The following is a 19,597-nucleotide window of genomic DNA, read 5'->3' on the forward strand; positions in this document are numbered from 1 at the left end:
GCAAGTTGGCGGCCAGCGATCTTGCTGACAGCGTTAATGAGATCGGATTTCAGTGTCTCTCGGGGTGCCGGCGATACAAGCAGGGCAAGAACCCTGCGGGTGTTGCAGACACAGTAAACGAGCACGTTTTCGTCGGTCGAATTGCGGCTGACGCCAATTAGCAGCAACAAAATACGCACCCCGCGGTGGGGTGCGAACGATTCTTTTTGATTTCGTTCCAATATCTATTGTTGATCAAGTGGCCATGCGGCCGGGATTTTGGCGAGCTACCGTGGGTGTGAACACGGGCGCTGGGGTTTCGGGCTGATTCGGGGCGTATCCCTTACCAGTTTTCGCGTTGGTCGAGTGTAGGTGATTTAGAAAAATGGCTAAGGAAACTTTTCAACGGACAAAGCCCCACGTCAATGTCGGCACAATCGGCCACATTGACCATGGTAAAACGACCACCACTGGCGCAATCTTGGCCGTCCAAGCTGCTAAGGGTCTGGCAAAGGCAAAGGGTTACTCGGAAATCGCCAAGGGCGGTACCGTACGTGACTCGACCAAAACCGTGACGATCGCGGTCGCTCACGTTGAATACGAGTCGGACAATCGTCACTACGCCCACATTGACTGCCCGGGCCACGCGGACTTTGTGAAGAACATGATCACCGGTGCCGCCCAGATGGACGGTGCGATCTTGGTCGTGTCGGCTGCTGACGGACCGATGCCACAAACCAAGGAACACGTTTTGTTGGCTCGCCAAGTTGGCGTTCCTTACATCGTGGTTTACTTGAACAAGTGCGACTTGGTCGACGACGAAGAGTTGCTTGAACTCGTCGAACTCGAAGCTCGTGACTTGCTCAGCAAGTACGGCTACCCAGGCGACGATGTCCCTGTGGTTCGCGGTTCGTCGCTTCCAGCGTACAACAACCCAGCCGATCCTGAAGCGAGCAAGTGCATCACCGAGTTGATGACCGCTTTGGACGAATTCATTCCAGAACCCGTTCGTGAAGACGACAAGCCATTCTTGATGGCGATCGAAGACGTCTTCTCGATCGAAGGTCGTGGAACGGTTGCTACCGGTCGTATCGAGCGTGGTGTGGTTAAGGTTGGCGAAGAAGTCGCCATCGTTGGCCTCGCTGACACTCCTGTAAAAACCACCTGCACCGGCGTCGAAATGTTCCGCAAGGAAATGGGCGAAGGCCGCGCGGGAGACAACGTCGGTTGCTTGCTTCGTGGTGTTAAGCGTGAAGACATCCAACGCGGCCAATGCTTGGCTAAGCCTGGATCGATCACTCCTCACACCAAGTTCGAAGCGGAAGTTTACTGCTTGAGCAAGGAAGAAGGCGGACGCCACACTCCTTTCTTCAGCGGTTACCGTCCTCAGTTCTACTTCCGTACCACGGACGTCACCGGAACTGCGAACCTCGTCGACGCTGAAATGTGCATGCCTGGCGACAACGTGAAAGTTGAAGTCGAATTGCACAAGCCAATCGCAATGGACGACGGTGTTCGTTTCGCAATTCGCGAAGGCGGCCGTACCGTTGGTTCGGGTGTTGTAACCAAGATCGTTCAATAATTACGATTTTGCGTTCCAAGCAGGGACCTGCTTCGGCCTCGCGCCAGGCGGATTTCCCTGCTTCGAAAGATCATCCAATGACCAACAGGGTTTTCTACCCTTGTTGGTCATTGGCTTTTTAGGCCAAATTGGTTAACCTGCTCAATTGCCGCGGGTTCCCCGCATTGGGATTGCTCCCAGCGAGGGTTTTCGGCAATAACAGAGCGGTCTAACCAGACGGTCTTGTTCAGGGGTGTAGCTCAATGGCAGAGCACTGGTTTCCAAAACCAGCGGTTGAGAGTTCGAGTCCCTCCGCCCCTGCTTCGATTTGATATAGAAAATTTAGCCAGCTGGTTTGCTGCAACGGATTCGCAGCATTCATTGGTCAAGGTCATTTTTAGGAGCCGACAGTGTCTCGAGACATTGCAGGGACGAACAACGCCCCGCTAACGAGCGAGCTATTCCACGCCAAGGTTTACAAGCCAAACCAGGGGCGGATCGTTCGTCAATTGACCGCATTGGCGATCTGGATCGTCGTTGCCCTTGGATGCTGGAGCTTGTACGCGACCCTGCGAGGCTTTTTGTTCTCCGGGCCTTACGCGTACCTCGTCCCCGGCATCTCCGGTGTGACCCTAGCGATCGGATTGTGGGTCGGCTACCGCTTGGTGAACTGGCCCCAGTTCGCTGACTTTTTGATCGCGGTGGAAGCCGAGATGAACAAGGTCACTTGGCCCAGCAAAGAGGAGCTGATCCGAGCGTCCATCGTGGTCATCTTTACGATTTTCTTCCTCGCGGTTGCCTTGTTTATGTTCGACGTCGTCTGGCAGTTTATCTTTAACTTCCTGGGCGTTACTAGCTAAGCCACCCGCGCCAAACCATGGCGTCGCTGGCTCCTCCCCAGCTGCTGGCCAGCCAGACGCCACCAGACGAATTACTTTAGATACCGCTTTCGGTGATAACCGTGAATCCAGCTGATACGACAGAAGACCCAGGCGACATGCCAGACGACGTGCAAGGCGGAGCCCCGCTTGATTCGGATCAGCCGGAGACCAACGAACTCGAGTCGGCAACCACAGAACCCGCCGCAGATGCTGGCGAAGCCGTTGCCCAAGACGCCGATAGCGAAGACACCTCGTCGCCCGCTCCGCCTCCGCCCAAAAAACAAGTCGCTCCCAAAGTCGACAAGGCGGACGATGGCGAAGCCAAGATGGATTGGTACATCTTGAAGGTCGCATTCAATCGCGAAGATTCGATCGCCGATGCCTTGCGCAAACGCGTCAAGATGGAAGGCATGATCGAAGAATTCGGCGAGATCGTGGTGCCTACCGAAGACGTTGCCACCTTCAGCCGCGATGGAAAACGTCGTGTCACCAAACGAAAGCTACTTCCCGGCTACATCATGGTGAATATGATCATCAATGATGACACTTGGTTCCTAGTCCGCGAAACGGGCGGAATCAGTGACTTCACCGGGGCTGCTGGGAAACCGATGCCGATGGAACCATCGGATATCGAGCGATTCATCAACAAACCTGAACTGGACGATGAAGACGAGACTCCAATCAAGACGGCGATTCCGTATAAGGTTGGCGATCGCGTGAGAGTCAAGGAAGGCAACTTCGAAAACCAAGAAGGCGATGTGGATAGCGTCGACGAAGCAAACGGACGCATCACTGTTATCATCAACATCTTTGGTCGTAGTGTTCCAATGGAACTTGATCATTGGCAAGTCGAAGCGTTATAGACGGCAACCATCACTGGCGGTTGATGCCAAAACGCTCTCCAGCCGTGACCTTCCAACATCCTCAAATTACTCCTCCGAACAATTTTATAACTGATCACTGAAAATGGCTAAACAAGTAACCGGGGTCGCTAAATTTCAAGTTCCTGGCGGACAAGCTACCCCCGCCCCTCCCGTCGGTACCTCGCTCGGTAAATTCGGCGTTAACCTTGGCCAGTTCGTCCAAGCGTTCAACGACCGAACCAAAGAGTATGCGGGCACGCCAATCCCAGTGGTCGTGACCGTTTACAACGACCGTAGCTTTGAATTCATCACCAAAAGCCCACCAGCTGCATCGCTGCTCAAAGCGGCCGCTGGCATCGCTAAGGGAAGCGGAGTTCCTAACCGCGATAAGGTTGGCACCGTGACCGCCGCTCAGTGCGAAGAGATCGCCCAGAAGAAGATGGCTGACCTCAACGCTCGCAGCATCGAGCAAGCGGCTCAGATGATCCAAGGCACCGCCCGCAGCATGGGCATCAACGTCGAAGGCTAATCCTGGCCTCTCAGCAACGCATTGAAGATAGCCGCGGGCAATTTGCTGCGGCTATCTTTTTTTTTGCGTTTCACCATCAGGAATTCAAATCTCGTGAGCCCGCCCGGCGATCACGACTCGCACAACGGCGGGTGCGCGGCTTCGGCAAACGCGGATGCAACCCTCTAGGCTCTCCTTGCGCGCGGTGGCCGCATTCGTGCACGGTGGATGATCGAGTCGGCGTCCTCCGCTGCCGCTCCCTCCCCCCGGGACTTTCATTTCGAGCTGAACCACAGTAGGCTGGTGAGCTTACGTGCAATTTGAGAAATGACGTAGTTAAAACAAGTAGTTGCGTTCGCCAGAACGTGGTCCACCGCGAACGCGACGGGTGCTACATCAAAGTTTAAATTGCGCGAGTGCGATGCGCACTTGCTTCGCTCAGGGCACCTAATCGACGCGTTACCACCGTGTGAACGCGATTGAGAGTTGGCCTGTTTTGCAATCCACGCCACTGACCACAGCGGGATTGCCCAGCTCGCGAGGCATTTTTAGGACATCCTGCGTTTCGACCTTTCGCTTCGCAGCCACACCTGAAGAGCCAGCTCACCCTCGTTCTTCGCTGAACATTTTCGAGTGCCCTACGCGATTGCTTGGATGGCAACGCGAAACGACTCCCGGTTTTGCTCTAGAGGACTGTATAAAGCTCCCGTCGTGATAACCAAACTTCCTCGCTGGGTTGAAATAGGTGGGTTCTGGCTCTCTTGTATTGCGGGATCCATCAATGCAATCGGCTTACTGGGCTTCAAGTATCAAGCCGTATCCCATCTCACGGGAACGTCGACGTTGCTTGGGGTTTCACTCGCCGCAGCCAACCTTTTCGACTGCGCCCACCTACTCGGAATCACCCTTGCGTTTGTATTTGGGGCGGCGGTTGCCGGTGCGTTGGTAGGCAATGCCGCACTCCAGCTCGGTCGCCGTTACGGGATTGCACTGGTCCTAGAGTCGTTACTGTTGCTTGCAGCGATGTTTGCGCTTTTGAGCACCGATTCCACGTCCGGCCACCTCCTCGCGTCGGCAGCCTGCGGACTGCAAAACGGCATGGTCAGCACCTATAGTGGCGCCGTGGTCAGAACCACGCATGTTTCGGGACTGTTTACCGATCTAGGAACGATGCTTGGCACTTGGTTTCGCGGGCATCCATTTAATTCACGGCAAGCCATCTTGTACTTGCTACTGATTGTCGGATTCGTGTTGGGAGGCATTATCGGCGCGTTCCTTTTTGAGCGGTATCAATTTCACGCCATGCTATTCCCCGCGTTGGGCGCCTTAGCTTTGGCGGCGATCTACTGGGTGCTCGGCAACCCGTAGAAACGATCTGAACACCCTCATCCGGCGGCCCTAACGCAAACGGCTTATGCGAGTTCACCCAATCATTCCTGCCCGCTTGCTAACCCGGATATTGCATCCGACCGAGCAAAAATGTCGGAACCGATCACTCAACAACATGTGACGCATTTTGAATGATGTGCGCAAACAAAATCATCACCCGACGCGTGAGCGAGGGATTTCACGAAGGGTCCCTCGCTTACGCTTCGGGTTATGAAATATCCGGGCTAAGACCGGCTACAGATCGGCGAGCTGCTTTTCGGCGTCGCCGAAGTGATCTAGCTTGACGTCCATCCGGTCCATGACCGAAAGGTACAAACTGCACAGCTTTCGATTCTCGTCCCCCTTGTCGATGTAATCGAGCACGCGGCCGGTCTCGAGTCCGCCTGACAAACCGCCGGTCAACAACACGGGAACCTTGTTCGAATCGTGTGCGTTCCCCGACCACATGCTCGAAATGAACAGCAAACACGAATGGTCTAGCACCGTGCCGTCCCCTTCGGGCATCGCATCCAACTTGCTGGCCAAGTAAGCGTACTGGCTACAGTAGTACCGCGAGATCCGTTCATACTCGTCCGACTTGTCGCGGTGAGACGCCGAGTGATGCGTGCTTTGCACATCGAGGAACGGATAAAACAATCCCGACAAGTCACGGTTTAGCAGCAGCGTGGCGACGCGAGATTTGTCGGTCTGGAAACCGAGTGCCACGATGTCACACATCAACCGCATGTGTTCGCGAATGTCTTCGGGCAACCCATCGTCGGGACGTTTCATCATCGCGATCGTTTTGCCATGATCCTTGGCCCGCGACGCAGCCTTGTCACGAGCTGCCCGCATCGACGCGGCTCGCTTTTCGACTTCACGGACGCTGCTCAAATACTCTTCGAGCTTCGCCTTGTCCGCCGAGCTGACTCGGTGACTCAGCGACACGGCGTCTTCACGAACGCGGTCCAGGATGCTCTCGTTGCGACGGCTGCCGTGATTGTCAAACAACGCGTCAAAGGCGAGCGATGGATAGACTTCCATTGGCACCGGAGACGTCGAGTTCTGCCATGAGATGTGCGAACTGTAGGCCATTGAAAAGTTGGTTTCATGATAACCGGTCACCGGTTGCTCACAGCCCAAGACCATGCTGGGCACTGCCGTCTGCTCTTGAAAATGGTTCGCCAGCATTTGATCCATGCTAATGCCGCCACGCAGCTCGGATCCCTTTTGCAGCGACGCTCCCGACAAGATATTTCCGGTTTGTCCCGGGTGAATGCCAACGCCTGTCGCATTTTCGTTGAACAGCCCGGTGATGAAATTCATCTTGTGTTTCAGCGGTTCCATCGGCTGCAAACTCTTGCCCAATTCCATCTGGTCGCCACTTCCCTTGGCCCACCAATGGTCGCTGTTAATGCCGCACCCCATAAAGACCGCCGCAAAGCGTTTTGGCGAAACGACGGGATCGTTACCCACGACGGTTTCGGCTCCCCAAACGGGAATCGATTCCAACCACGGCAGCGCCATCGCAACGCCGGTTCCTCGCAACAGCGTGCGGCGAGACAGCCGATGTGGGACCGATGACGTCGACGGGCCGAATGGTTTTTGTTGGGATGAGTTCATCTTTGTTTTCATCACTCGAGTTCCAATTGGGTTCGTTTATTTAGAAACGCCGGGCTCGTCACGATCACTTCGATCATGCTGCTGAAACGGTAATCCTGTTTCGCCAGCGTTGACCGCATCTGAGCAATCGTCGCCTCGTCGGAAAGTTGCAGCGTGCGTCCAAGTCCATACGCCAACATTTTACGACACAAATTTTCAACAAAGTCGTCTTGTCGTTGGTCGCGAATGTATCGCAGCAGCCCCGCGAGTCCGCTGCCTTCGCTCTTGTCCGGGAACACCGCGGTGTCATCCACGGCGCGGCCGCCAAGATCGGTGTCACGCGATTCGCCCACAGGGCCGTAACCTTCAAAAGCGAGTCCAAAGGAATCGATCCGCTCGTGACAGCTCGCACAACTCGCATCCGCACGATGACGGGCAAGGGCCTCGCGAAGCGTCAGATCGCCCAGTTTGGATTCGTCTTCGGGAAGCTCAGGAACTGTTGGCGGCGGCGCGGGCACGTTCTCACCCAGCATCCGTTTGACCACCCAATTCCCGCGTTTCACCGGACTGGTACGTAGCCCTGGCGAGTTGTAGGTCAAAAAGACTGCCATCGGCAACATTCCGCCGCGTCCCCAACGACTTGCCTCATCGAGTTTGCTCCAACCATGAATGCTATCCGCAATCTGTTCCGCGGGCACACCATAATGTTTCGCCAACTCGGGATTCACGAAGGTGTGATCGGCATACAAACACTCCAGCAGCGAGGCGTCGCGGTCGATCACGTCTAAAAAGAAGCGAACCGGTTCCTCATACATCGCCTGGCGCAATTCATCGGTGAACTGGGGAAAACGACCTCGATCGACTCCGTTGTGCTGTTCGAATCGTCGAAAATCGAGCCAGTTGCCTGCGAACTCTGTCGCCAATCCATGCACCCGTTTGTCCCGCAACATGCGGCGAACTTGGTCCACCAACACGTCGGGCTCGTGCAGACGCCCCGACTCGGCAATCTGTATCAGCGTCGGGTCAGGCATACTGGACCACAAAAAGTAACTCAGCCGACTTGCCAGCGCCACATCATCAAGCGGCTGTACGCTCTGAGACGCAAGTAACGATTCCGACTCACTGTGAGATTCGCCCGGAAGATCGACGCGATAACAAAAGTGGGGTGACATCAACACGCGAATCACACTGTCACGAATCGCATCTTCGTGACTCAATCCATCCACGTCACGCAGCATTTGATAAAACGCTTTGACGTCCTCGCCTTCTTGGCTCGACAGCGGTCGGCGAAAGGCACGCTCGGTGAATGTGACTAACGCCTGAACATGAACCGGTTCCGACTGTATGCGCAACTGCTCTAGTTTCCGGAACGTCGCGGACATATCGTCAAAGTAGCGACGGATCGCAGCCAAAGCCTGATCGCTCGATCCCAATCGGCGAGCCTTGGCGATGTAAACGTCCGACAAACCTTGGACCTTTTCTACGGACGTCGCATCCTTGTCCTCGGCGCGATAACGGTCGAATTCCCGGTCCCGCATGAAGGTCGAGTCGGTACGGTCAAACCAGATGAATCCGCTGTATTGCCGCATCGGTGCCGAGGTCACGAAATCAAGCTCTAACCACAACCGATCGATTTCTTGCTGCTGCGATTCATCGAGCATCAAATCATACAGCGGCGCATCATCGCGAAAGTATCCCATTTGGCTATGGAATCCCGCGCTCAAAAATCGTCCTGTTAACTTCTTTTCCTTTTTCGGGTCCAAGTAAACCCGGGCGCGTTCGGAGATGAAAAAGGCATCGGGAAAAATGCTACAGAACCGCTCAAGCGATTCACGCATCTGATCCTTCGCCGCGTCATCGGCAGTCGACATCACCTTGGCGGCGATGGAGTCCGCGGGTAAACCGAGATCACCCTCGGGCAAGGGTTCGCCGGAGTAACGTCGACGATTCTCTACAAATTGCTGGTTCTTCCACAGCACCAACGGCTGAGATCCGTTGTTCATTTGGGGCGAGGTCAAGTTCGGTACTTTCGGAACCAAGCTCGCGCGTAGCGTCGTGACAAACTTGGCCATTTGTTTGCACTGCGTTTGTGCGTCGACTTGATGTGCTTCCGTCGCCTCCGTGGGCAACTCACGCCACATTGCCTGCAGCGCCGCGATGGCGCCTACCGACTCCGCTTCGCCCGTCAACATCCCCCACAACGTCTCGGCATATCGCTCGCTCAAACCGTGCTGGCGAGCGAGTTCAGTCAACGTTACGCCGGAGCGTGCAAACGCGTCTCGATTTTGGTACCGCCAAAGCAGCATGAAGTAGGCGTCATAGTCAGTCCGTTGTCGCTTGTAGAGATCGACAATCCGATTGACACAGAACTTGTCGCGGTCCGTGTTCGTGATAACGGGATGGGGTGCGAACTCGAATCCCGTCGGCGTTAACGCCAAGTGCTCCGCCACGGATTGCCCGGCCGCGAGATATTTTTTCAACAGGGCAGGGGACATCGTTAGCGATTCACCCGAGTTGTCGAAGCCCGCTTCGTTGGCCGGGTCAATCGGAAACGCGTTAGCCGGTTGGATATCCACCCCCGTCAAATCACGGATCGTGTAGTTGTACTCGGCGTTACTAAGTCGACGCGCCAACACAACGCCGGGATCCCCGGCAGTGCGTTTGGCCTCGGTATCTTTGACCGCTTCGATCCAGCGGATGACCGACTCTCGCTGCGCGGGGGTTGGCTGCTCGTCGGCATCGTCCGGAGGCATATCGCCCGCTTCGAGTCGTTCGAGTACGACCATCCAGTGGCGAAAATTCTTGACCACCGATGCCAGATCCTGGTCGACACTCAAATCCAAGTCACCTTCGCGAGTGACGTCGTTGTGACATGCGACACAGTGCGTCTGCAACACAGGCTGCACGGTGTCGCGAAAGATGACGGCCAGCGGTTCTTCGGCGATCGCACCAATCGCGGGAACGACGAAGAACCAAGCAATAATGAAACGCAGCGTTTTCATGAGTGCGTTCGATAACGGTGGGGCAGGGGAGAACTGCAAAAAATCGCAGCAGAGGTGGGCACGAGCCAAAGCATCGCGTATGCCACACCAGTCTACTGACTGTCGTCTTGCGGATGCCACTTGATTTCGGACTTACCCACGATAAAACCAGAATTGGGAAGAAAATTCGCCTCGTCGCGACACTCGCCAAGAGTTTCGACCGCGATGTTGGGGTACAGCCGCTAGCGGCATAGACTCGATGCTCCACCACCTCGACAGGCTGACAGCCCACCCTACCAGTTCGATGACAGGCGGGAAGCCTTCCCCACATTCACAGGCTGGCCGCCTGGGCTACTAAACCCGTCGCGGGTTGCGGGAAACAGCAACCCTACAGCAACAAAGCAAACGAGATGGTACACGGTGTGCTTGCTAGAGTTTGAGAGTGGAAAAACTTTCATGCTCCCGAGGTTCACCATGAATTCGAACTCGATTCACCATTCATGCTGGATTGAATCCAATCCATTGTCGCAACGCTTTGATCGATTGACGTCCACGCATACCAGCGATGTTGCTGTCGTGGGAGGCGGAATCACAGGATTGTCCGTAGCCTTGGAATTGCGACACCGCGGATTCAGTGTGGCTGTCTATGAAGCGTCCGTGATCGGTGCGGGAACCACCGGAGGCAGCACCGGCCACCTAGACGCGCATCCGGAAATCGGTTGCCAAGAATTATTGTCAAAGCTTGGGGAGGATGCCGGCCGCGAGTATGTCCAGCTTCGTCAAGCAGCGATTGCTGCGATCGAACATCGCGCCGCAGATTGCTGTGATTTCACGCGCGTCCCCGCTTTCGATTACTCCGAACGCGGTGATGATGCCTCCTCGATTCGGAAGGATTATGACGCAGCGATCAAGCTGGGACTGCCCGTGTCGTGGTGTGACTCGGCACCGTTACCCTTCGCGGCGGTCGGCTACCAAATCGACGCCATGGCTCGAATGGACTGCATGGCGTACCTGCGGCGATTGACCGATTTGGTGATCGAGTCAGGGGGCCAAATTTTCGAGAACTCGATGGCCCAAGTCTCGCTCGAACCACACACATCGGAGTTATCGGTCGGTGACGGCACGGCCAAGTTCGAGCACCTCGTGTTAGCGGCCCACTGCAACAAAACCGACTCGATCGCCTTGGACGTGCAGACGCCAGCGTATCAGTCATACGCACTGCTTGCCGAAGTGGCGGACCCGCCTATAGACGCATTATTTTGGGACAATTCGGATCCCTATTTCTATCTTCGCCGCTGGAAAAGTACATCGCCGAATAAGATCATCGTGGGCGGCTGCGACCATCGCACCGGCGACGGCGATACCAAACAAGCCGAAGCAAAACTCGAAGAATACGTCCGTCAACATTTCGAAGTTCGATCGATCGAGTCGCGATGGAGTGCCGAGTTCTTCGATCCGACCGATGGATTGCCGATGATCGGTAAGGCACCAGGCAAAAAGAACGTGTGGATCGCAACCGGGTTAAGCGGCGTCGGCTTGACCTGGGGCACGGCGGCCGGTTGGTTGATCGCCGACCAGATTTTCCGCGGCACCTCGACGCTGCAAGAACAACTGTCTCCGTCGCGAATAAATGCAGCTGGACTTGCCGGTGCGGTCACCGAGATGGCAGCTCCAGTCAAAGGAATGGCTCAGAGAATCTTGCCAGCGAAAAATATCGATCCGGCGACGCTTCGTCCAGGCCAAGGAGCGGTGGGGAATGTCGATGGAGTTCACACGGCGATCTGCAGAGACAAAAGCGGCACGCTGCACCGCTGTGATCCGATGTGCACCCACATGGGCGGCACCGTGTCGTGGAACGAAGCCGAACAAACATGGGATTGCCCGGTCCATGGTGGCCGCTTCGCGAACTGCGGCAAACGAATTTATGGTCCGCCGGAACAAGACTTGCAACCAAAGCAAAAGTAGCCAAGCAACAACACCTTTCACCACTTTTTCAAAACACTTTTCAACTTCACCGCGACATCGCCCGAGGAACGATCGCATGAACAAATCCAAGACACGCGGCAATGCGAGTTCAAAGAAACAGCGACCCAAACAATCTCAGCAGAAACAACCGGGGATCCAATCCGAGATGAAGCCGCAGCCGCGTTCGATCCGCGAGGATTACGTCGGCAGTGGCAAATTAGAAGGCAAGGTCGCATTGATCTCAGGCGGCGATAGCGGAATCGGACGCTCGGTGGCTGTTATGTTCGCCCGCGAGGGGGCTGATATCGCATTCGTTTACCTCAACGAAAAAGAGGATGCCGAACAAACGCGGTCGCTAGTCGAGTCTGAAGGGCGAGTTTGCTTGCCCATCAAGGCTGACATCGGCAAGGCCGCTTCATGTAAATCTGCGGTAGCAAAGACGGTTAAAAAATTTGGCCGTCTCGATGTGCTCGTCAACAATGCCGCAGAACAACATCCGCAAGACGACATCGACGCGATCACCGAGAAACAACTGATTGCGACGTTCAGCACGAACGTGTTTCCGATGTTTTATCTAACCCAAGCTGCGCTTCCGCACTTGAAAGAGCACACGGGAAGCTCGATTATCAATACCACTTCGGTGACAGCGTACCGCGGCAGCCCAGGACTGCTCGATTATGCTGCCAGCAAAGGAGCGATCGTTGCGTTCACGCGTTCGCTATCACAAAAGTTGGTCGACGACGGCATCCGCGTCAACGCGGTTGCACCGGGGCCCATTTGGACGCCGCTGATTCCCGCGACCTTCGACAAGGAAAAGGTTAGCAAGTTCGGTAGCGATACGCCGATGGGTCGGGCGGGACAACCCGATGAATGCGGAAGCTGTTACGTCTTTCTTGCCTCCGCCGATGCCTCCTATATCACCGGTCAAGTGCTTCACCCCAACGGCGGCGAAGTCATCAACGGTTAATCAGCCGCGATTCCCGTCAACGGCTTGCAAAAACGTGCGACGATGGATCCGTTACGGAAATACGTCCGCAATGGATTCGCCGTCGCCTCGCGACTTTCAGTGGCTTAAAATTGATCAGCGAGCTTGCAAGCGAACCGGCCATTCGAGCCATGTTTTCTCGAACAATCCGCAACTCCGTCCCACGCGCACCGCCTAGGGACAACACGTTGTTCGCTCTTGGCCTCCTCCGGCCGCTTCTGAAGTTTGGATACGATTTCGTCAATCGTCGCGATGTGTTCGATACCTTCGAATTGGCGTTCTACGAAACCTGATCGCAGTACATTCGCGTCGACAAACCAGCGTATACGCTGATCTGCGATCAGAGTACTAATCGAGTGCTGCCCAAATGGGATTCGTTCTTCCACGGCTTTCTTCAATCAATCAACACCCTCGACACATTCCTACACATTCGTCGACAGGCAAATTCACTGTAAAACACCACCGGTCGGTGATGAAGGCAATTGCTCAACTGCACCACCTCGATGAACGGGCGGTCAGTCGCACGTTTGATAACGGACGGAAAGTACGTCCCGACGCGTCAGCGACGGTCTTCGCCTTGGTTTTCCATGAAGCGGTATTTGGGGGCCTCGAACCAATCGCGGGTGGCCGGAAATAGCAACCACACAGCAACAAAGCCGACCATCATGAGTGTGACGAAGAGAATGATCCCGTTAATGATCACTGAATTGTCCTTGGATAAAATCGGATTAAAACGCCGTTATTCTTCGTAAAGCGAGCGGACATATCGAGCCAACAAGTCTCGATCTTCCACACTTAACTTGTTATCCCAGCGTGGCATGGCGGTGCCGGGAATCCCATTTGCCAACACATGTTGGGCGTAGGCAAATGTTGGGATCTGTTGACCGAAATTGGTCGGTTTGGGATCGACTGCGGCGGCTGAAACCCCATCCCCGCGACCGCTCTCGCCATGACACAACGCACAATTCTTGGCAAACAACTCACGCGCTTGACCCAATTGTTCTTCACCAAGCGGCGGCTCGGGTTCGTACAACGGCTCGGACAACTGAGTTGTGAATGCGGCCAGGGCGCGCAGCTCCGCAAGTGGCAACTCATTCCAGCTCGGCATCGACGTCCCATGCACTCCGTTCCACAACACGTCACTGAGCTGCTGTGGCGACAAATGCACCGTCGTCAACTCGCGTGGCTTGGGCAATAAACTTGCCGCTGCGGGGGCATCGCCGCAACCGCAATCCAAATGACAGCCCGCACAATTTGCTTGAAACAAACGATGACCTTCGTTCGCCAATGACACGGGCACCGGCTCGCCTCGCGGATCGAACAAAATCGGTGCCGGGCCTCGATCCAGCGAAATCAATGATTCGTCGAACCCGCCGGTGTGCGCGTTGCCCGCTTGTTGAATCTCACCAATGGACAGCCCGCTAGTCGAAGTCGATTCGGGAGTTACGCTTCCAAGACCCGCGAGTTCTCCGTTGCGACCGAGTGAATGTAGATAAGCCACCAAGTCGATTCCTGCTTGATTCGGTTCGCTTGCCGAACCCTCAAATAACCATGGATAGGCAGGCATCACCGATTGCGGCACCACGCTTCGCGGATCGAACAAGTGAGTCAATTGCCAATCGGTCGGACGTTTGCTGCCCTCGCGCGCCAAATCGGGTCCGACGCGACGGGTTCCCCACAATTGCGGAAACTCGTCATCCGACTCCCACGCTCGGCTGACCGGACCAAATCGACGCACATCGTACGGAGTCGAGCGAACCAATTGCGTATGGCAGTACGCGCAACCTTCGCGAGCGTAAACCGCACGCCCTCGCAACTCGCTCGGCGTCAACGAAACCACCGTCCCAGGCTTCGTCGTTGCAATGGTTTTAGCAAGCTCTTGATTGGGCCATACCGCCAACACCAAAAACGACAAAGCAAAAAAGCCTACCCCCGCAATCCCGGTCAACACATAAGCATGACGAAGCCAAGCAAAACTTTCGTGATCAGAGGCGTGACCGTGCTCGTGAGCTTCCTGATCGCTGATTGCGTCGTGTGCAGCGTTCTCGGGATGCGCCGCCAACGTACGTTCACGTACATCCTCTTCGGCACCTACATCCTCTTGGGCAACCACTTTGGCTCCCGTCAACATGCTCAGACACAAACATCCGAACGCCAACAACACGGGGATCCCGGCGATCGTCCGCGTCCCCCAATACAAACGCGACGCTTCGACCGATTCCATCCACGGGGCGGACGACTCCCACAATTGACCTTGGACCAAACCGGCGATGGTTAAATCAATCACCATCAACATCAATCCGATCGACAATAGCCAAAACGACCAATTTGCCGCTCGCCGACTGAAACGTGCCCCCGGCGTGTGCTGCCACACAAACAACAACCCACCGATCGCAGCGAAACTGGCAAAGCCTAACATTGCCAAGTGCGAGTGCCCAATCACCCAATCGCTAAAGTGCACCAAACGGTTCACCGGCATCAACGCCTGCATCGCTCCCTGCAAACTGACGACCAAGTACAACACGACACCCACCCAAGTGAAACGCAGCGGCACGTTCGCGGCGACTTTCCCCGTGCTTCCTCGCAGCGACAACAGTTGGTTAGTGACCACCAAAATCACATCCATCCCGAGATACACCGAGGCGACGATCGCTCCCATTTGAGCTTCCATCGGAATCGACGAAAAAATGTAATGGTGAGTCCCGTTTAGCGGATAAACAAAGAACAACAACCAAAACCCAATCATCGACAAAAAGTGGCTGTAGATCGGTTTCCCAGTCGCCAACGGGATCACAAAATAGGCAATCCCCACCGCAATCGGCGTCACCCACAATCCAATCGCATCATGAATCCATAATCCGCTAAACGTGGCTCCGCGAGCCCCAGGGATCAACTCCGGTGCAATGTTCCCGACTGGATAAGCCAACGCCGTGAACGTGATCCCGCCCAGGATGTACCAACCGGTCACGTACAAATCCGACAACTTCGCGCGCAAGAATGGCAGCACGAATTGGACAATCAACATCCCAAAGCAAACCAGCACCACGGTGTCGATGACCAGCGGAAACTCGGCCCATTCCAACGATTGGCTGTGCCCCGCCATCATCAATGCCCAACCGGGAATGACCATGGCAAAGTTCCATGCCATGAACAACATCCATCCGAGCCCACGACTGGTCACGCTGCGTTGGGTTAACCGGGGTACCGCGTAGTACATGAACGCAATGAAAGCGTTACCGAGCCAACCAAAAAAAATGCCTTGGGTGTGAACGTATCGCAAACGCCCCCACGTCAACGCCGCAGAATCGCCTAAAAACCCCGGCCAATTGAACTTCATCGCGACCGCGATCCCGGCCAAGGCCGAAACCAGAACCATCGCAAGCGAGATAATTCCGTGGGCGCGAATCAGCGAGAATTCCGTTTTCATGGGTTGCATCGCGTTTCTTTCCCGGCAGCCCCGATTCAATGGCGGGATGCCCCTTTTCTAGATTGACTCAAAAATACCCTCGAAGAAAAACTCACACCACATCACCCCCAACAAACGCGGCGATGGCGATCTCGATAGCGATCAACGACCGCGGATCGAAACCAAGTAGTCAACGACTTTGGGCTTGTCGTCCTCCGCGATATTCGCCCCAAATACATCGACCATCTTTTGCACGACCTCTTCCCACTTTTGGCGTGGAAAGAAGAATTGATTGGTCACCAACCGCGGTGAATGACACGACACACAATTGGCCATAAACACCTCGCGATGTTCGCCGGGAGGCATGATCGGCTCGAAATGAGGCAGCGTGATCGCGGGCACCGAGATCGCTGCTAACATCGCCGCTTCGCCATCGACATTTGTCGCGACCGCGACTGGCCGCTCACCGGAAAATTCGACTTCACGCGGCAAATCATCTCGCTGAACGGCATACCAAGAGACGGCAGCCGCGATCACCGCCAAAACAATCGTCCACGTCACCGGCCCTTTTGCGACAGTCCCTCTTGCGACAGACTCTCCTACCGCCGACCGGACCACCGGTTTTCCCGATCTCGTTTTCCCCACGCCCGATTCGTGATCGAGCGGTTTGGTTCGTTCCTTTTTCATACGACGTCCACCTCCACTTGCTCGACCACGTTTCGCATGTACCCGCCGCCGTTCCATTTCGCCGTCATTGGCTGCGTCTCCCCACGGTGGTTGGTCGCCCGCACTTTCAAAACGAAGTGCCCGGTTCGAGTCGGCTTCCAATTCCCTCGCCATCGACGGAACGAATAGTTCCCCAAATCGTTGCCAAGCTCGGTCGCCATCCACGACTTTCCGTCGTCGCTAGAAACCTCGACCGACTTGATGCCCGCGCCCCCGTCCATCGCGATCCCTTCCAACGGGACCACGCCGTTGACACGCACGCGAGTCGTGTTGGTTTCCGGACTGGGGTTGACCCAAAACGAGCGGACATTCATCCGATGGATCGGTACTTTTTCTTTCGCCGGCTTGTCAGGTAACTCCGACGCATCCGCATTGGCGGGGATTTTATACGCCTTGGCCATCCAAAAACCATCAAACGGTTCGGAGAGTACTTGCACATGATCGAGGGCTTTGACCCAGTACGTGGCGTACCAGCCGGGAACCACCAATCGCAGAGGAAATCCGTTCAGCATCGGCAACGGTCGACCGTTCATCTCGTAAGCCACGATCACATCCGGCTCGCTTGCTTGCTCGACGCCGAGCGTTTTAATGAAGTCGGGCGAGGCGGGCATCGGGCCGACGTCCATACCGTTGAACGCCACCTCGGTTGCCTTTGCTTTGATTCCGGCACGCTCGAGCAGCGTCTTCACGCGGACTCCCTTCCACCGTGCGTTACTCATCGCACCGTTGCCCCATTGGCCACCCGTTATCCGCGGCTCAAAATATTGCCGCGAGTTGCCCGAGCATTGGCAGACCGCCACCACCTCGCTTGCCGGCATCGATCGCAAGTCCATCATCGATAACTTCAGCGGCGAGTTGACATGCCCGTCGAGCGTCAGCCGCCATGTTCGCAGATCGACCGCGGTGGGAATCGGTTGGTAATGCCAACGCACAAAAAACGCTTCGTTGGGCGTGATGTCTTCGGCAAAATAACGCCACGGTGTTTCCAACTGCGGGGCGCGGTCGTTGATCATCCGCATTGCCACCTTTTCAGGAAACCGCCCGACCGGCTGATCAAACGGGGGCGTTGGTAAAGCTCCCCGCGATGCATCGCTAGCCGCAGGGTCGGTACATCCCGCAACCAGACCACTAAGCCCCAGCAAGCCCACATTCCGCAGCCACTCACGCCGCGTCGCACCATCAGGCAACAACATTCGGGGCTGCGGTTGATCAGGCATCCAATCCTGCGGGCGACGCCAGCGTTGTTGTTCGGTGGGTTTCATACACGCTCCGGTAACCGTTTGGACGAATCAGCTCATTACGCTGCGAGGATGCAACGCTACAACGACCGATCACTGACGACAAAGACTTTCCGCTTCTCCTCCCCATAGCTTAAAGTTATGCACGGGCCATTGCTCGGTCCAATTCCATTGTCTGCGATTTCCATGCCCCCTTCACTGCAAAAACTGAACCGCTCTTGAACCTTCATCACCTCGAAATCTTTCGCTATGTTTCTGAAACCAGCAGCATGAAGAGTTTCCGATTGGATAACCGTGCCGGAGACAATGTTATTTCTGGGGTGCACGGGCTGACCTGAACTGGCCCAGCCCTCAAACAAAGTGCTCTGTCCTTCTCGCTTGTTTGCTTCTCGAATGTGACGTGAGACGCAGCGTATGCAAGCAGTTGACCTGCCGCGGAAAGTCGATGGCCAGTTTTCGATAAGCGTTACGAGGCTATAGGACATTCGCTGCGTCCCGGTTAGGCGACGAGCAACAACACGGCATAGCCGCCCGCTCCCATCGCAAACGCCCAAAAGCGACTCTCGCGTTCTTCGGGCAATTCCTCTTTGAACGTGTTCAGCAGAATCCCGCCCGCTAAAAATGCGATGCTCAGTGCCGTCAACACTTCGTGAATTTCGGTGGAAACCCCGATCGCCCATCCCGCTAGCACCGCAGCGGACAGCACCCAGCGACCGGTCCGATGATAACGCTGCTTATGATGCTGACGAAGTCCGTGATCGTTGACGAAAAAATGCAAACCGATTCCGACCAGATAGAACGTCAATGAACGCAGCCCCCGGTCTTCACGCACCAATAAGTAGCCGAGCAACGCATTGTAAAACGCATAAGAAATAATGTGCAACCAAAACGCTTGGTGACTCGATCTCAGGGAGTTTGAATCGCAATTAGACCGGATCACGACTTTCTCCAGCCCGTAAAAAACGACCAGTCCTGCTAGCACCATCAACCACAGCAAGTGTTCGCCGAGCCACTGCAAACCATGATCCGCGGTGGACTTGCGAAGTATTTCATGATGCTGCTGCAGTTCAGGTAACAAATGCAACAATGCATACGCCACGGCGACTCCACCGGCGAGCGACAACCATCGACTGCGGGGAATCACATCGAGAAAACGAAGCCTGCCTGCGAACAGGTGGATCAACGCCAACAGGCTCGCTCCGATGAATGATTCAACAATCATGCTGCAGATCCTATCGCGCTGTATGGCGGGCGACCTATCCATGGATTGATCGCCACCCAACCACCTCAATAAGCAAATGCCGAGAAAAGAGATTGCGGTTCAGGTCAGTTAGCAACTGACAGATAGCAAATACAGAGCCAAACACGATTCCCCCCTCTACACGGCCACGAAATTGCAGGTCGATGTTGTTAGCGGAGCGACGAAGGGCCGCCCGCTCTAATTCAAACGCCTGCCTCACTGCAACCGGACGGCTCGCGCTGGGTTGCCAGTTCTTCGGGGTTGCCGTGGTCGGTCGGCTGCGTTGGTTATCTG

General features: G+C 55.5%; 14 protein-coding genes and 1 tRNA gene. 8 read left to right on the top strand and 7 right to left on the bottom strand.

Annotation, left to right across the window (positions count from 1 at the left end; translation table 11 throughout):
• The first annotated feature begins 364 nt into the window (after positions 1 to 364).
• The 6 genes from tuf (at position 365) to Pla52o_RS14725 (ending at position 5,160) form a co-directional block, all read left to right on the top strand.
• Complete coding sequence (tuf, locus tag Pla52o_RS14700) at positions 365 to 1,561, top strand: elongation factor Tu (RefSeq protein ID WP_146595373.1); 1,197 nt, start codon at positions 365 to 367, stop codon at positions 1,559 to 1,561.
• A gap of 228 nt (positions 1,562 to 1,789) precedes the next feature.
• Positions 1,790 to 1,861 (top strand) — tRNA-Trp (locus tag Pla52o_RS14705).
• Positions 1,862 to 1,950: 89 nt separating this feature from the next.
• Positions 1,951 to 2,400 carry a preprotein translocase subunit SecE gene (secE, locus tag Pla52o_RS14710; protein ID WP_146595374.1) on the top strand — a complete coding sequence of 150 codons (450 nt, stop codon included), beginning with the start codon at positions 1,951 to 1,953 and terminating at the stop codon, positions 2,398 to 2,400.
• Between the two features lie 101 nt (positions 2,401 to 2,501).
• Positions 2,502 to 3,284 carry a transcription termination/antitermination protein NusG gene (gene nusG, locus Pla52o_RS14715; RefSeq protein ID WP_231612351.1) on the top strand — a complete coding sequence of 261 codons (783 nt, stop codon included), beginning with the start codon at positions 2,502 to 2,504 and terminating at the stop codon, positions 3,282 to 3,284.
• Between the two features lie 103 nt (positions 3,285 to 3,387).
• Positions 3,388 to 3,813: a 50S ribosomal protein L11 gene (rplK, locus tag Pla52o_RS14720; RefSeq protein ID WP_146595375.1), complete on the top strand. Its 426-nt coding sequence runs from the start codon at positions 3,388 to 3,390 to the stop codon at positions 3,811 to 3,813.
• A 690-nt stretch (positions 3,814 to 4,503) separates the two neighbouring features.
• The gene (locus Pla52o_RS14725) at positions 4,504 to 5,160 is read left to right on the top strand and encodes a YoaK family protein (RefSeq protein WP_146595376.1); all 657 of its coding nucleotides are present in this window, start codon (positions 4,504 to 4,506) and stop codon (positions 5,158 to 5,160) included.
• Between the two features lie 255 nt (positions 5,161 to 5,415).
• Here the strand turns inward: Pla52o_RS14725 and Pla52o_RS14730 are convergent, their stop codons facing one another.
• A complete protein-coding gene (locus Pla52o_RS14730) occupies positions 5,416 to 6,687 on the bottom strand; it encodes a DUF1552 domain-containing protein (RefSeq protein WP_197169294.1) in 1,272 nt (423 codons plus the stop codon).
• Positions 6,688 to 6,794: 107 nt separating this feature from the next.
• Positions 6,795 to 9,764, bottom strand: coding sequence for a DUF1592 domain-containing protein (locus Pla52o_RS14735; RefSeq protein ID WP_146595378.1), 2,970 nt, complete (start codon positions 9,762 to 9,764; stop codon positions 6,795 to 6,797).
• Positions 9,765 to 10,217: 453 nt separating this feature from the next.
• On the opposite strand from Pla52o_RS14735, the gene Pla52o_RS14740 reads away from it, so the two are divergent.
• Together Pla52o_RS14740 and Pla52o_RS14745 are read left to right on the top strand one after the other, a co-directional pair.
• A complete protein-coding gene (locus Pla52o_RS14740; protein ID WP_231612353.1) occupies positions 10,218 to 11,708 on the top strand; it encodes an FAD-dependent oxidoreductase in 1,491 nt (496 codons plus the stop codon).
• A 76-nt stretch (positions 11,709 to 11,784) separates the two neighbouring features.
• The gene (locus Pla52o_RS14745; RefSeq protein WP_146595380.1) at positions 11,785 to 12,675 is read left to right on the top strand and encodes an SDR family oxidoreductase; all 891 of its coding nucleotides are present in this window, start codon (positions 11,785 to 11,787) and stop codon (positions 12,673 to 12,675) included.
• Between the two features lie 577 nt (positions 12,676 to 13,252).
• Here Pla52o_RS14745 and Pla52o_RS26930 read toward each other — a convergent pair.
• The 5 genes from Pla52o_RS26930 to Pla52o_RS14765 form a co-directional block, all read right to left on the bottom strand.
• A complete protein-coding gene (locus tag Pla52o_RS26930) occupies positions 13,253 to 13,396 on the bottom strand; it encodes a hypothetical protein (protein WP_197169255.1) in 144 nt (47 codons plus the stop codon).
• Positions 13,397 to 13,432: 36 nt separating this feature from the next.
• Positions 13,433 to 16,129, bottom strand: coding sequence for a cbb3-type cytochrome c oxidase subunit I (locus tag Pla52o_RS14750; RefSeq protein WP_146595381.1), 2,697 nt, complete (start codon positions 16,127 to 16,129; stop codon positions 13,433 to 13,435).
• A 132-nt stretch (positions 16,130 to 16,261) separates the two neighbouring features.
• Entirely contained in the window at positions 16,262 to 16,786 is a 525-nt protein-coding gene (locus Pla52o_RS14755) for a hypothetical protein (RefSeq protein WP_146595382.1), read from the bottom strand.
• A complete protein-coding gene (locus Pla52o_RS14760) occupies positions 16,783 to 18,087 on the bottom strand; it encodes a molybdopterin-dependent oxidoreductase (RefSeq protein ID WP_197169257.1) in 1,305 nt (434 codons plus the stop codon). The genes Pla52o_RS14755 and Pla52o_RS14760 overlap by 4 nt, the downstream gene beginning before the upstream one ends.
• 475 nt (positions 18,088 to 18,562) lie before the next feature.
• Positions 18,563 to 19,285 (bottom strand): hypothetical protein, encoded by a 723-nt coding sequence (locus Pla52o_RS14765; protein ID WP_231612354.1) that lies wholly within the window; start codon positions 19,283 to 19,285, stop codon positions 18,563 to 18,565.
• Positions 19,286 to 19,597 lie beyond the last annotated feature (312 nt).

It is taken from the genome of Novipirellula galeiformis, from assembly GCF_007860095.1.
Taxonomy (GTDB): domain Bacteria; phylum Planctomycetota; class Planctomycetia; order Pirellulales; family Pirellulaceae; genus Novipirellula; species Novipirellula galeiformis.